At 54.6% G+C, this 13,205-nt stretch carries 9 protein-coding genes; 4 read left to right on the top strand and 5 right to left on the bottom strand.

The features are described 5' to 3' along the window. Window positions 1-213: 213 nt before the first annotated feature. Together VMC84_RS06565 and VMC84_RS06560 are read left to right on the top strand one after the other, a co-directional pair. Window positions 214-891, top strand: a complete 678-nt coding sequence (locus VMC84_RS06565; protein WP_325379183.1) for a TetR/AcrR family transcriptional regulator — start codon at window positions 214-216, stop codon at window positions 889-891. 171 nt (window positions 892-1,062) lie between these two features. Then, window positions 1,063-2,019: a ribonuclease H-like domain-containing protein gene (locus VMC84_RS06560; RefSeq protein ID WP_325379182.1), complete on the top strand. Its 957-nt coding sequence runs from the start codon at window positions 1,063-1,065 to the stop codon at window positions 2,017-2,019. Window positions 2,020-2,115: 96 nt separating this feature from the next. On the opposite strand, the gene VMC84_RS06555 is transcribed toward VMC84_RS06560, so the two are convergent. Continuing rightward, on the bottom strand, window positions 2,116-2,430 hold the full coding sequence (locus tag VMC84_RS06555) for a hypothetical protein (RefSeq protein ID WP_325379181.1): 315 nt from the start codon (window positions 2,428-2,430) through the stop codon (window positions 2,116-2,118). A gap of 196 nt (window positions 2,431-2,626) precedes the next feature. On the opposite strand from VMC84_RS06555, the gene VMC84_RS06550 reads away from it, so the two are divergent. Beyond that, window positions 2,627-4,885 (top strand): DEAD/DEAH box helicase, encoded by a 2,259-nt coding sequence (locus VMC84_RS06550; protein ID WP_325379180.1) that lies wholly within the window; start codon window positions 2,627-2,629, stop codon window positions 4,883-4,885. 33 nt (window positions 4,886-4,918) lie between these two features. Here the strand turns inward: VMC84_RS06550 and VMC84_RS06545 are convergent, their stop codons facing one another. Together VMC84_RS06545 and VMC84_RS06540 are read right to left on the bottom strand one after the other, a co-directional pair. Further along, window positions 4,919-6,988: an MEDS domain-containing protein gene (locus VMC84_RS06545; RefSeq protein WP_325379179.1), complete on the bottom strand. Its 2,070-nt coding sequence runs from the start codon at window positions 6,986-6,988 to the stop codon at window positions 4,919-4,921. Window positions 6,989-7,107: 119 nt separating this feature from the next. After that, window positions 7,108-9,006 (bottom strand): ABC transporter ATP-binding protein, encoded by a 1,899-nt coding sequence (locus VMC84_RS06540; RefSeq protein ID WP_325379178.1) that lies wholly within the window; start codon window positions 9,004-9,006, stop codon window positions 7,108-7,110. Window positions 9,007-9,105: 99 nt separating this feature from the next. Here VMC84_RS06540 and VMC84_RS06535 point away from each other — a divergent pair, with 99 nt between their 5' ends. Further along, window positions 9,106-11,235 carry a MutS-related protein gene (locus VMC84_RS06535; RefSeq protein WP_325379177.1) on the top strand — a complete coding sequence of 710 codons (2,130 nt, stop codon included), beginning with the start codon at window positions 9,106-9,108 and terminating at the stop codon, window positions 11,233-11,235. Here VMC84_RS06535 and VMC84_RS06530 read toward each other — a convergent pair. Further along, a complete protein-coding gene (locus VMC84_RS06530; RefSeq protein ID WP_325379176.1) occupies window positions 11,232-12,137 on the bottom strand; it encodes a DMT family transporter in 906 nt (301 codons plus the stop codon). The genes VMC84_RS06535 and VMC84_RS06530 overlap by 4 nt on opposite strands. 19 nt (window positions 12,138-12,156) lie before the next feature. Next, window positions 12,157-12,615 (bottom strand): flavodoxin domain-containing protein, encoded by a 459-nt coding sequence (locus VMC84_RS06525; RefSeq protein WP_325379175.1) that lies wholly within the window; start codon window positions 12,613-12,615, stop codon window positions 12,157-12,159. Window positions 12,616-13,205: the final 590 nt, after the last annotated feature.

The raw sequence follows: 13,205 nt of genomic DNA, 5'->3' as shown, positions 1-13,205 counted from the left end.
GATAATATCAGTAAAAGGCGCCGTCTTTCAATATATGCTTTTCATCTCCTTCGGGAACCTTTAATGATAGTTATATTGGCAAATATATGCAGAGTCATAAAACTTAAGCAGTATCTTGAAATGGATAATTATATCGTGTTTTAATGACTATGAGGTAAACAAATAATTACCGATGAAGGGCCTTTAAGGCCTTTTTGTAACCTGGTGTTAAAAATGAGCGAAAGAATGGAGCGAAAAAAGCGCCAAAAACGTAACACTATTATCGATAAAGCTGAAAGGGCAATGGCCAAAAAGGGCTACTGGGACATGACGATGGACGAGGTCGCCGAGGACGCCGACGTGGCAAAGGGCACCATCTACCTTTACTTCAATAGTAAGGAGGCCCTTTGTGCAGCCGTTATCGCCCGTATCATCGCCGATATGAACGTCATCATCAGGGAAAGGCTGAATGGCGTCGAGGGCGGCATGCCCCGCATCAACGCGACCGTGGGCGCCGTGATAGAATGGAACGCGACCCACTCCGATAAGGCCCGCGTGCTCGATAACGTCATGACGCTGAAGTTCAAGGATACGGCGGACCCCAACGTGCGGGAGTACATCGACCAGATGGACGAGCAGCTCCAGATCATTCGCGAGGGCTATGAGCTCGCGATCGCCGAGGGCACGATCAGGCCGGACCTCGACCCGCTTCCTGCGGTCATTTTCCTGCGCATGGCTTTCTGGGTGGCAATGAACCCCTTCCCGTCGCATGAGGTCCTAATGGCACAGAGCGGGATCGACCACGAGCAATTAGTTAATTCGGCCCTCGATCTCATTCGCCACGCTACACATATAGACGTTAAAAAGCCCTTGACGGGCGAAGCTCTGAAGCGTGGAAAGGCGAGGAGCTGATAATTTCAGGGCACACGCAAAAAGGCTATAAGCCCGGCAATCGCTAATCTTCTCTGAGGTTATAGCACGGGCAATCTCGATGACGTCGCCGGCAGGCTTAAGGTCCGGGAGGCGGACCACGAGGAATACGCAGTCGTCCCCGGCCGCGAGTCTCCGCCGGACGACGACTTCATGCCCTCCTGGCTTTATGACGATGCGTACTTCGAAGGCCAGCGCGTCAAGAAAAAGTACCTGAAAGCGTATAACGGCGTCCGGCTCGAGGATGCCATCCGGGGCACACCCGTCGGCGGCGAGTTCGGCGAGTGCTACCTCATCGAAAGCTCTACAGACTTTTCTATTAGCGGGATCGGCCGCGAAAAAGCCCGGTCCGCTCTTTTATCCAACCTCCGGCTGCTCCGGGGGATCGGCCCGGGCACGGAGAGGAAATTACACCGGGCAGGATACCACGATATCGAGAGCCTGCTGGGCCATATGCGCTGGAGGGACGAGGCAAAGCGGTTCTTATCCATCGTCGACTCGGGGGACGCCTGCGCCATACAGCAGGAACTCTGGCACTGGCTGCCGAAATCGCATCCCCTGAACCTGAATATCGCCGCCTTCACCGAGGTGGAGAGCCTCGTGGCGCTGGACATCGAGACGATGGGGCTGTTCTCGAGGCCCATCATTCTCTTCGGCGCCGCGTTCACGAAGGGCGACAAGGTCATCACCCGGCAATACCTGGCCCGGAGCGTCGACGAGGAGGCGGCGGCAATCGGCGAATTCTGTTCCATCATAGAGAAAAATCCTCTGGTGTCCTATAACGGCCGCTCCTTCGACGTGCCATACATCAACCAGCGCCGCTGGTACTATGGCCTGGGCGGCGACATCGATAACGTCCACTTCGACATGCTGCCGTTCGCCCGCCGCTTCATGAAGGCAAAAGCGCCGGACGCGCGGCTCACGACCATTGAAAAATATTTATTCGGGCAGGAGAGACGGGATGATGTGCCCGGCGCCCTGGTGCCAGAGTTCTACGAGGAGTACCTGCGCACGCACAACCCGGGCCCGCTGGTGCCCATCGTCGAGCATAACCGGAATGACCTGGTATCGCTGGTCCGGCTTTTCTCGAAGTTCTGCGAGGGCTTATAACAAATTCACTGGAGTTCTTAAATTAATCATAGAAGAGCCGTTATCACTTTTACTTCTTTGGCAATAAATATTGAATATAAGGATAGTCTACAATTGTTATTTTCGTCTTGCATCCTTTACTTTATTTTTATATAAACTCGAATTATACACGGCAGCTATTAGACCCATGACGAGGCCGATAATACCAAGATATAATACACCTATACCTTCAGGACCTATATATAAATAAAAACTATAACTCAAGATAAAAACTAATATTCCGAACGTGAATTGCTCAAGAGAAGGTGTTATTTTTTTTTCATACCATTTATCAAAGGAATCTAAAAATCTATTTATCCGGTTTTTAATCTCAGCCAGGAGGTCCAATGTATATTCATTCTTTTGTATTGCAACCTGCCTACTTTCTTTCATGATTTCAGCTCGTTTATTTTACGGATAGGCAGGTTATGATATTAATACTATCGATTCGTTAATGTGACTTTGTCTTCCGGACGCGTGCTTGCGACGATTCCTGGATATGCGGCCATAAACAGGCAATTGCACTTTCAATATTTATAAATGTTAATGGAACTTTAAAGTATAACAAATATGTCCTGCGAGAGCTACAATGGGGGCAATTGAAGAATATCTCAGGGATCTAAAAACATCCCCGGACTACGAGGGGCAGATCGCCCACATCGAGGAGATCGACGAGCGCCCGCCATCCTACGACGATGTCAACCATATCCTTAACCTGAAGCTGCGCGGATATCTCGACGCTCATAAGATCAGGCTTTACTCTCACCAGGCAAGGGCCATCGACCTGGCCCTCGACGGTAAGAACGTGATAATCACGACGCCTACGGCGTCCGGGAAATCATTAGCCTTCAACGTCCCGGTCTTCGAGACTCTGCTCAACGATAAAAAATCCACGGCACTCTATCTTTACCCCATGAAGGCACTTTCAAACGACCAGCTCAAGACGCTCAAGGCCATGGATGAGGAGCTGGGCACGAAGGCCTCGCCCGCCGCATATGACGGCGATACGCCGCAGTCGGCCAGGACAGGCATCCGGGACGTGTCCCGGATCATCGTGAGCAATCCCTATGCCATTCACCGCTACTTACCATGGCATGACAGGTGGAGGCGCTTTTACTCCGGGCTGAAATACGTGATCATAGACGAGGCACACACATACCGGGGCATCTACGGCTCCGGCGTCGCCATGCTCATGCGCCGGCTGAGGCGCATCCTGAAGCGGTATGGCGCGGACCCGCAGTTCATCCTCTCATCGGCCACCGTCGCGAACCCGGAAGAGCTCTCATATAAGCTGACCGGCAAAGAGTTCAGCGTCGTATCGGGCGACGGCTCAGGCCGGGGCAAGAAGTACTTCATGTTCTGGAACCCGCCTATCGAAGGCCAGTCCCGGGGCTCGACCCACCAGGAGACCATGCGTCTCCTGGTAGACCAGCTCGACCATGGCCTGCAAACACTCTGCTTCACGCCCTCCAGAAAGATGGCTGAACTGATAGCGAAATGGGCCCGGGAATATGATAACAATAAGTTCTATAACGAGATCGCCTCCTACCGGGCCGGATACCTGCCCGAGGACCGCCGGCGCATCGAGAACGATTTCAAGAGCATGCGCCTCAAGGGCGTCACATCGACGAACGCGCTGGAGGTCGGCATCGACATCGGCACGCTCGACGCGGTAATAATCTCCGGCTATCCCGGCACGCGCATCTCGACCTGGCAGCAGGCGGGCCGGGCCGGCCGGGGGACGGCCGAGTCGCTGGCGACGCTGGTCGCCTTCGATAACCCGCTCGATCAGTTTTATATGAAGCACCCGGAGCGGTTCTTCAACTCCAGGAACGAGGAGGCCATCGTCGATCTTCACAATCCTTACATCCTGATGGGCCACCTCATGTGCGCCTCGGCCGAGCTGCCTCTCACGGCCGCGGATTCTGCGTACTTCGGCGACATCTCCGAGGCCATGGAGGCGATGTCGTCGGCCGGCATTATCCGGCGCACGCCGCGGGGCATGGTCTACGGCGGCTCGAAGAGCCCTTCCGAGATCGTGAGCTTGAAGAACATTTCCAGCCATAACGTGCGCGTGATGTGTGGTTCTGAGCTGCTCGAGACCATGGAGACCGGGCGGGCGTGTTCCGAAGCCCATACTGGCGCCGTACTGCTGCACCAGGGCGAAACCTATCTCATCGAAGACCTGGACTTGAAGCTTGGCATCGCCCGGGCGATAAAAAAAGACGTCGACTACTATACCGAGGCTCTTAAGCTGTCGGACGTGGCCATCATAAAGGAGCGCCAGAAGAAGACGGTCAACGGCATCGACGTCCACGTCGGCGACGTGATGGTCACCGAGCAATATTACGAGTATGCCATGAAGCGCTACGAGAAGCTCCTGGGATATTTCCCGCTGGACCTGCCCTCGCAGACCTTCGAGTCCGTGGCTATATGGTTTACACTACCCGAGGAGCTCCATCAGAAGATGCTCTCCGGGAACAAGGACTTCAACGGCGGCATCCACGCCCTTGAGCATGCCATGATCGCCATGACGCCGCTGTTCGCATTATGTGACCGGTGGGACCTGGGCGGCCTGTCAACGCCGAACCATCCGGACACGAACCTGCCGACGATATTTCTATACGACGGCTACGAAGGCGGCATCGGCATCGCCGAAAAATGCTTTGAACTATTCCCCGAATTATCCAGGGCCACGCTGGAGCTGGTCCGGGACTGCCAGTGCACGGAAGGGTGCCCGGCATGCATTTACTCGCCCAAGTGCGGCAATAAGAACAAGCCGCTCGATAAGGCCGTTGCAAAAGATATTTTACAGCAAATGATAAACATTAATGTTAAACAGCAATAAGTCCCATCGAGCGTTAAAGCGACAGGCCTTTTCTCATCTGATCTCTGGCACGGTCGTGGCGACCGCTGGCAGCATGACCACGAACCTGGCGCCCTGTGTATGGTCGCCCGGCACCCGGTCCTCGATCCAGACCTGGCCGTGATAGTCCTCGATCAGCGACCGGACGATATAGAGGCCCAGGCCCTTGCCCTGGGCTTTCGAGTCGCCCCTCGCGAACCGGTTAAACAGCCTGCCTTTCAGGCTATCGGGGATTCCCGGCCCGTTGTCCTCGACGGCCACTCTACAATAGTCGGCACCGCTGTCATTGAGCCTATCCAGCTTAATGTTTATATCCAGGGGCCTGTCGTCCGGGGAGTGCTTGATGGCATTACCGATCAGGTTGGAAAAAATATCGTGGATGAGGCCGTTCGCCATGACGTGGCAATCGTCATCCGCCTCTAAATGAATGGATACTCTCCTGCCGTTCGAGACCCAGTGATTCTCCTTCATGCCGGCCATGAGGTCCTTCAAGTCGATGATATCAGACTTGTATCTGCCCTCCATGATATTCTGGAGCTTTCGCACGTTCGCGATGAGCGCCGTGCTGTTATTCAAGGCTTCCAGCGGCTTCGACACGAGCTCTTTTTCCTCTACGTCGAGGGCCAGGGTCTCGTTCGCAATCTCGAGGTAGCCCATGGCGATCTGGTTAATATTGTTGATGTCGTGGCTCATCAGGTCCAGGTAGAGCTCCGCCCGCTCCTTCGCTTCCCTCAGCTCATCTTCCATCCGCTTGCGCTCGGTGATATCCTCCTTGACCGCAACGAAGCGGACGATATTGCCTTTATCGTCCCGGATGGGCGAAATGACGGCCGACTCATAGTATAGCCCGCCGTTCTTCTTCTTATTCAGGAATTCGCCGCGCCATTCGTTACCTGCCAGGATCGTCTTCCATAGCTGTTCGTATACCTCCCGGGGCGTCTTACCGGATTTTAATATGCGGGGATTGCTACCCCTCACCTCGTCGAACGTATAGCCCGTGAGCCGAGTGAACTTCGGGTTCACGTACTCGATGTTGCCGTGAATGTCGGTGACCACGACCGTCGCCGGGCTATCCTCGACCGCCCGGGATAGCATGCGAAGCTGCTCCTCGGAACGCTTGCGTTCCGTGATCGGCCGTGTCGTGATGACGATGCCATCCACGCCCGGTACTCCGAACATGCTGACGCCCGTCGATTCCACGTCCAGGTATTCGCCGTCGGCCTTGAGGATACGGAACTCCGTGGGAATACCGGGATTGCGATTTTTTAAAATCTGTTCCAGATCGTTCCTTACACGATCGCGGTCGTCGGGATGCACGATCTCGAGCGGCGACCTCCCTAACATATGGCCGGGCGCATAGCCCAGTATCTTCTCGGAGGATGGAGAGTCAAAAATAATGCGCCCCTCCCTATCCAGTATGCGGATAATGTCCGACGAGTTCTGGATCAGCGACCGGAACCGGATATCGCACTCCTCCAAAGCTTTCCGGACCTTCTTTTGCTCCAGGCTCTCGATGACCTTCCACGTATTCTCGCGCTTCGCAAGCGCGAACCGGTGCGTGCTGGCCACGTCGAGGATGTCGTTGGCGTCGCACATATCCAGCGAGTAGGTGCAGAGGGCGATCATCGGATAGTTACCGATCAGATCGTCGACCTGCCGCTCATAGCTCTGGAAACCATTCCAGCCTGCTTTTTCCAGCCAGAACGTGTTCCCCGACAGCCTGAGTCCGCTGAAGCCCCGGGCCATGGCTTTTTGCAGCTTATCCACCCAGCCGTTCAGTATGCGCTCAGCATCGAATTTACCGTCGATGACATACCATTCCGTGTATGGTATGATCTCGATCTGCCCCTTCTTCAGGTATACGTCAAAGTCCGGTATTGCTTTGGCCATTCGGGCCTCGATCTCGCCAGCGTTTAACGGCTCCGAGGCAACGCACATGCAAAATTCGTTATTCCTGAGACCCGCCTCTAAGTAGGATACCAGGATATCGGCCAGGTCTTCCTTGGTCTTATAGAATACACAAAAATGAGTTCCCCACGGTAACTCGCCAATGATATCAATGCCAGATTCCCGTTCGGTATCCATTGTTATTACCCTGAGCTTGTTTCAAACCGCACCGTTAGGTATTTTCTGATAATAAATATACTTTAGGTTATATTACCTGCCAACATGATAACCGGTTGACCGAGGGCCCTGCCCCTCGATCAGAGGAGCTCAGGGCTCCCGTGGGTCTGGTCGAGCGACCTCAGCCTGTTATACAGGCCCTCTTTTTGCTCGAGCTCCTTCTGCGTGCCCCTCTCGACGATCTGCCCGCCTTCGATCACGACGATGAAGTTGGCGATGTCCGTAAGCGACATGCGGTGGGAGATGATGAACGTCGTCCGGCCTTTCATGAGCTCGTCCAGGGACTCCTTCAGGTGTAGCTCGGTTTCGGGGTCGATGGCCGATGTCGGCTCGTCTAAAATGATCAGCGGCGTGTCCTTGAGGAAGGCTCTGGCGATGGATATGCGCTGCCTCTGGCCGACCGAGAGCTTCGTGCCCCTCTCGCCGATGAGCGTGTCGTAGCCTTCGGGCAGGCTTTCGATGAACTCGTGGATGCGCGCCTTTCTGGCCACGCGGACGACGTCTTCCCGGGAGGCCTCGGGCCTGCCATACTTGATGTTGTTCTCAATGGTATCGTTGAAGAGGAAAATATCCTGGGAGACGACGCTGATCTGCTGGCGCAGCCAGGAGTGGTCCAGCTCGTTCAGATCGACGCCGTCCAGCGTAATTTTACCGGACTGCGGGACGTATAATTTCAGCAACAGGCTGACCAGCGTGGTCTTGCCCGCGCCGCTGTGGCCGACGAGCGCGACGGTCTCGCCGGGCCTGACCTCGAAGCTGATGTTTTTCAGGGTCGGCTCGCTTTCATACGAAAAGGACACGTTATCGAACTTAACGTTACCTTTCACGTGGTCCAGCTTCTTCTTCGTCTTTTCGTCCCACTCGAACTCGGGGGCGATGTCGAACATTTCCTTCAGCCGGTCCATGGAGGCGAACGCCGGCTGGAAGGTCAGGTATGTGCGGTAAAGCATGTTGACCGCGTTCGATATGAACATGATGTACGTGATGAAGGCGACGTAATCGCCTATGGTCATGCGGCCGCTCTGGATGTCGAAGGCGCCGAAGAACATGATGACCACGGTGAGCGCGAACATGGTCCCGCTCATGAACGAGCTGGCGAAGGACATGATCACGGAGCGGGCGATCCGCGTCCGGATGACGTTCTTGAGCTCCGAGGCGATCTTGCCGACCTCTTTTTTCTCCATGGCGTAGGACTTGACCACTTCGACTCCCGAGATGGCCTCCTGCATGTCCCGGGACACTTCCGAGTTGTACTCCCTCTCCTTGCGGCTCAGCGCCCTTATACGGTCCGAGAACAGGTACCGGATGGCCAGGTAGACGGGTATGACGCAGGCAATGATCAACGCCAGGCGGGCGTTCATGGAAACGAGGATCGCGACGCCGAAGATCAGGTAGAAAATGTTGGATATGATGGTGGTGACCGCGTCCGAGAACAGGTACTGCATCATGCCCACGTCGTCCGAGACCCGGGACATGAGGTACCCCGTCTGCCTGCTCTTGATAAATATCATGGGAAAGCGGAGGACGTGGTCGAAAAGGCTTGTCTGGACGTTGAAGGTCATCTGCTGCTGGTAGATGGCGGAAAAATAGCTCTCCAGTATGTTAAGGATGACGCTGGCGATGCCGAGGGCTATCATAAGCAATATTAAAAAGTTTATTGAGCTCAGGTGCCCGTTAACCGTCGCGGCATACGCTCCCAGCCCGAGCATCCCCAGAAAGCTATCGACGCCTGCATAGCCCGTCTTCTGTATGACGAAGTCGATGAATATCTTGCTGGACATGGGCAGGAGCGCGCTGATGGCCGTCGTCATCATGACAAGGAGCACGCTGAGCGCCCCGATCTTCCATACCGGCTTCACGAACTGAAAGAAGAAAGCAAGGTCCTTGAACTTGAACTTTGACGCCGCCGGCTTTGGCACGCTTAGCACTGCCTTCACGGCACTGATGAAATTATTAATTTTGTCGGACACTACGGTCATTTTGGTAAGACATTGATAACATACCTTTTTTAAATCTTTTCTGTATATATGCGCTTGCACTATTACTTTCGCCATGCTTGCTCAAGTATTAATATGTGAATGGCACATTTGTTGCACGTGAACGGCCTCATCGAGCTGCCTGGCATAGGCGAAAAGATCTCTAATAAGCTTATTGACCATTTTGGCTCCGAGCGCGCTGCCCTGGAAGTGCTGCGTAAGCATGACGTCGCCAGCCTGTCCGGCGTTCCCGGGATAAGCGAAAAGTACGCCGTCTCGCTCATTCACGAGGTGATCGCGCAGGAGGATGGCGCCTCTATCGAAGATTTTCTGCAGACGCCCGAGGCCTTTAACGTTTACGATAAGATCGTTGGCCTGATGCGCTCCTACGCGCATACTTCCTATTCTCGCGCAAAATTGAGCACTTTCATTCCCTATCCTTCGAATAAGGCTGACCGGATCAGGGCAGTCCAGTCTGAATTAAACGTCTATATCGACCTGGCAAAAAAGCTGGGCGACGATGCCCTGTTAAGCGCCGCCTTAAAAAAAGTCAGGTACCTGAAGGAGCCGTCAAAAGTGGCAAAATCAAGAGACAGGGCCATCTTTACGGATAATAAGAAGGACTATGAGCGGCTGCTCGGCGAGCACATCGACCGCTACCTGGACGTCTACTGCGTGGAGAACATGGGCGAGCTGGTCGACATCGCAAAGGGCTATTCGCAGTCGCTGGTCCTGGGCAGTAAGTTCGCGGGGTCTGATTTCCCGGAGGATATGAGCGTCGATTTCATGGAAGGCGCGGGTGAAGCGTGGTGGCTGGTGCCCGAGGTCGTTATCTCTTTCTTCGCGGCGAACAAGGAGCCCATCGAGGCATCCGTCGAGGCCATTAAGATCATACGCTCAAAATCCGACATGATTATCTGTTCCAGCCTGAACGACGCAATGATGCTCGAGCTGTCGCAGGAGATGGGCCGTATCACGCCGGAGGGCGAGCTGGAGCTGGGCGTCGACCCGGAGATCGACCGCCTGAAGAATGTCCTGGCCCGCTACAACGAGGCCCTGAAGGCATCCCTGAAGAAGGCTAACGCCGACCTGCACGACCGCATGGAGAACAATACGGTCACGCTCAAGGGCTCGCAGCTCCTGGGCATGTTCGGCGAGAAAGGCGAGGCGGGCCTGAAGGGCATGCTGGAAAAGGAGGTCGCCAAAGCCTATGCCGAAGTCGTCGGAGAGGCTAAAACTTTCATCCGTGAACAGCTGGCGCTGAAGCCTTTCGAGATGCAGTACGTCGACCTCATGTTCTGCGACGAGATCGTCTACCCTATCGAACTTAACTACCGGGCCGTGGACGGCTTCAAGAACGCCATCAATCGCCAGCTCGTCAAACGCAGCCTGGATATCAAGAGGAACAGCGCAAAGCGCCTCTCGAAGTTCGAAGCCGTATGCAAGGATATGGTCCGGGACACGCTGGAGTTCGACACGTACTTTGCCATCGGGCTCTTCGCCCTCGACTATCGCCTTAAGCTGCCGGCCGTCAATGGGCACGCCGGCATCAGGGTCACCGACGGCTATAACATATTCCTTCGGGGCCATACCCAGAAGGTGGAGCCCGTTAGCTATGCCGTGGGCGTGAAGGTAAAAGATACAAAAGGCGAGCGTGTCGTAATCCTTAGCGGCGTTAACTCGGGAGGCAAGACCACGATGCTGGACCTGCTGGCGCAGGTCGTGATCCTGGGCCAGATGGGCTTCCCGGTGCCCGCCGAATCGGCCGAGATCGGCCTCGTGGACGAGCTGCTATACTTCAGCAAGTCGAAGGGCACGCTGACGGCCGGCGCTTTCGAGACCACCATCAAGGGCTTCTCACGTGTCGTAAGCAAGAACAGCAAGGTCGTGCTCGTCGACGAGCTCGAGTCGATCACCGAGCCCGGCGCATCGGCCAAGATCATCGCCGGCATCCTGGAAACGCTATACGATAATGACGGGAGCATCGCCGTCTTCGTGAGCCACCTGGCCGAGCAGATCCGGGAGAACACGAAGTACAGCATCCGCGTCGACGGCATCGAGGCCAAGGGGCTCGATGCTAATCTCAATCTGATCGTGGACAGGACGCCCCGGTACAATTATTTAGCGAAGAGCACGCCGGAGCTCATCGTCGAGCGGCTCACGCGGTCGTCGGACGGCGATAAAAGGGAATTTTACCAAAATCTGCTGGCAAAGTTCAAATCGAAGAATTAATTTTTATCCTTTAATTCCGCCAGATACATGCCCAGCAGCACCATCAGCCCTCCGCCAATGGTTGCCGGGGTCAACGTCTCGCCCAGGATGAGCCAGGCCAGGACGATGGTCGACAGGGGCACAAAATAAATGTACACCCCTACCTGAGAGGCGTCCATCCTCTCCAGCGCTACATTATATGCCAGATAGGCGATGATGGAGCAGAAGATGGCCAGGAACACGATGGCGCCGATGGCATCCAGCGGTATGTCCGTGACTGCGGTATGCGGCGTTAAAAGGTAGAACGGTACCAGGCAGATCGTGCCGATGATGAATATGAGGTTGAGGATGGTCAGCGGGTTGTATTTCGATGCGATCTTCTTGCCATAGATGGAGTAGACCGACCACAGGAGTGCGCAGACGATGATCATGATGTCGCCCAGGGCATGGCCGCCCAGGTCAAAGGACAGCGAGCCCTTCGATACCAGGACCGCGACCCCGAGAAAGCCGATGACGGAGCCGGCGATCCTCCACCTGCTGAGCTTTTCATTCAGGAAGAGCGCGCTGAGAAAGATGATGAAAAATACGGACGTATTTATGAGCAAAGAGGCGTTCGTAGCGGTTGTATATTCCTGGGCCGTGACCTGGATGACGTACTGCAGCGTGACGCCCGTCAGGGCCATGATGATTATAGCGCCCAGGTCTTTGATATCGCACTTGAAGATCTCTTTTCCTTTCCAGAGGTAGGTGATGGCTGCCAGGAGAGGCGTGGCGATAAAGAAGCGCAGTGAGGCGATCTCGATGGGCCCGATGCTCTTGAGGGCGATGGCGTTGGCGACGAAAGAGCCGCCCCAGAAGACGTTAATGGCAAATAGCGCGACCATCAGCGGCCATTGGCCGTCTCGCTTGACCTCGTCGGGCATAGAGAAGCAAAAAGCTTCCCTACGCATTTAAATTTTCGGTCATTTTGATATTTTTCAGGTGCATAGCCACGTCTTTTCCAAGCAACTGGCACCCCTCGAGCTCATTATCCGATGGCTTGAGCTTCACCCGTATGACCGGGTCCAGTACCCTGAACCCCATCTGGCGCAGGCGTTCGGCGACCACTGGCGCCCCCTGGCCACTCCAGCCGTAGGAGCCGAAGACGATTGCGAGCTTGCCTTTAATGTCCTTACCCGCGAGGTCGTCCAGCAGTTTCAGGATAGGCCTGGCCGCGTGATAGTTAAACGTCGGCACGCCGAAACCAACGGCGTCGGCGGCCATGACTTCATCGGGCGTCACGTTGAACGCGTCCACGACGTCCGTGTCCAGCTTCAGGGACCGGGCGCCCTCGGCGATGGCTTCGGCCATGGCCTTCGTGTTGCCGGTCGTGCTGTTATAGACTATCAATAATCTGGGCATAATTGATTGAATGCGGTTGGATATTAAAAAAGTGACTATAAGTAGTGTTATTGTAGCCGTTGACGCCTCCGGTTTTTCACCACAAAGGCCAGTAGTTCCGTGTTTGTTATGTGGTCGTTCGTCCTTTGTTCGTGTCGTTCGCTGATTTGTCCGGTTTTTCAACACGAAAACACGAATTCTTTTCTAGTCCCACGTAAGGGGCACGAACCACACTAAAGTAGATGCTTTCACGTCAAAACACTAAACAACCTCCCGAATGCGCGAACCTCGCTAAATTAACTTGAAACACTAGAGAAAGCATATTAAATAAAGCATAAGGGTCATGCCGTCCTCGTGGTTCAATCCTTTAGTGTTTTCGTGCCATTGGAGAGGTTGTTTCGTGTTTTAAGCGCCAGGCATGGAACTTAGTGATTTTCGTGCCCTTACGTGGGATATAAAAATTTTCGTGCTTTCGTGTTGAAAAACCGACGGGCAGTACGAAAGTGGAAAACAGGGCAGAGGACCACTAAACAAACACGGAACTACTGGAGCTCTGTGGTGAAAAATAGTGTCCTCCGTCACCGTTGTGCCTTAAAGAGCAGCTAACCATC

This window comes from Methanocella sp., from assembly GCF_035506375.1.
Lineage (GTDB): Archaea > Halobacteriota > Methanocellia > Methanocellales > Methanocellaceae > Methanocella.
Note: the sequence above shows the minus strand (reverse complement) of the source record. Positions and strands in the feature narration are given on the sequence as shown.

Excerpts from the sequence above, each read along its gene's own strand:
- VMC84_RS06565 (WP_325379183.1), top strand. The coding sequence starts at position 214 with ATGAGCGAAAGAATGGAGCGAAAAAAGCGCCAAAAACGTAACACTATT.
- VMC84_RS06560 (WP_325379182.1), top strand. The coding sequence starts at position 1,063 with ATGCCCTCCTGGCTTTATGACGATGCGTACTTCGAAGGCCAGCGCGTC.
- VMC84_RS06555 (WP_325379181.1), bottom strand. The coding sequence starts at position 2,430 with ATGAAAGAAAGTAGGCAGGTTGCAATACAAAAGAATGAATATACATTG.
- VMC84_RS06550 (WP_325379180.1), top strand. The coding sequence starts at position 2,627 with ATGGGGGCAATTGAAGAATATCTCAGGGATCTAAAAACATCCCCGGAC.
- VMC84_RS06545 (WP_325379179.1), bottom strand. The coding sequence starts at position 6,988 with ATGGATACCGAACGGGAATCTGGCATTGATATCATTGGCGAGTTACCG.
- VMC84_RS06540 (WP_325379178.1), bottom strand. The coding sequence starts at position 9,006 with ATGACCGTAGTGTCCGACAAAATTAATAATTTCATCAGTGCCGTGAAG.
- VMC84_RS06535 (WP_325379177.1), top strand. The coding sequence starts at position 9,106 with ATGGCACATTTGTTGCACGTGAACGGCCTCATCGAGCTGCCTGGCATA.
- VMC84_RS06530 (WP_325379176.1), bottom strand. The coding sequence starts at position 12,137 with ATGCCCGACGAGGTCAAGCGAGACGGCCAATGGCCGCTGATGGTCGCG.
- VMC84_RS06525 (WP_325379175.1), bottom strand. The coding sequence starts at position 12,615 with ATGCCCAGATTATTGATAGTCTATAACAGCACGACCGGCAACACGAAG.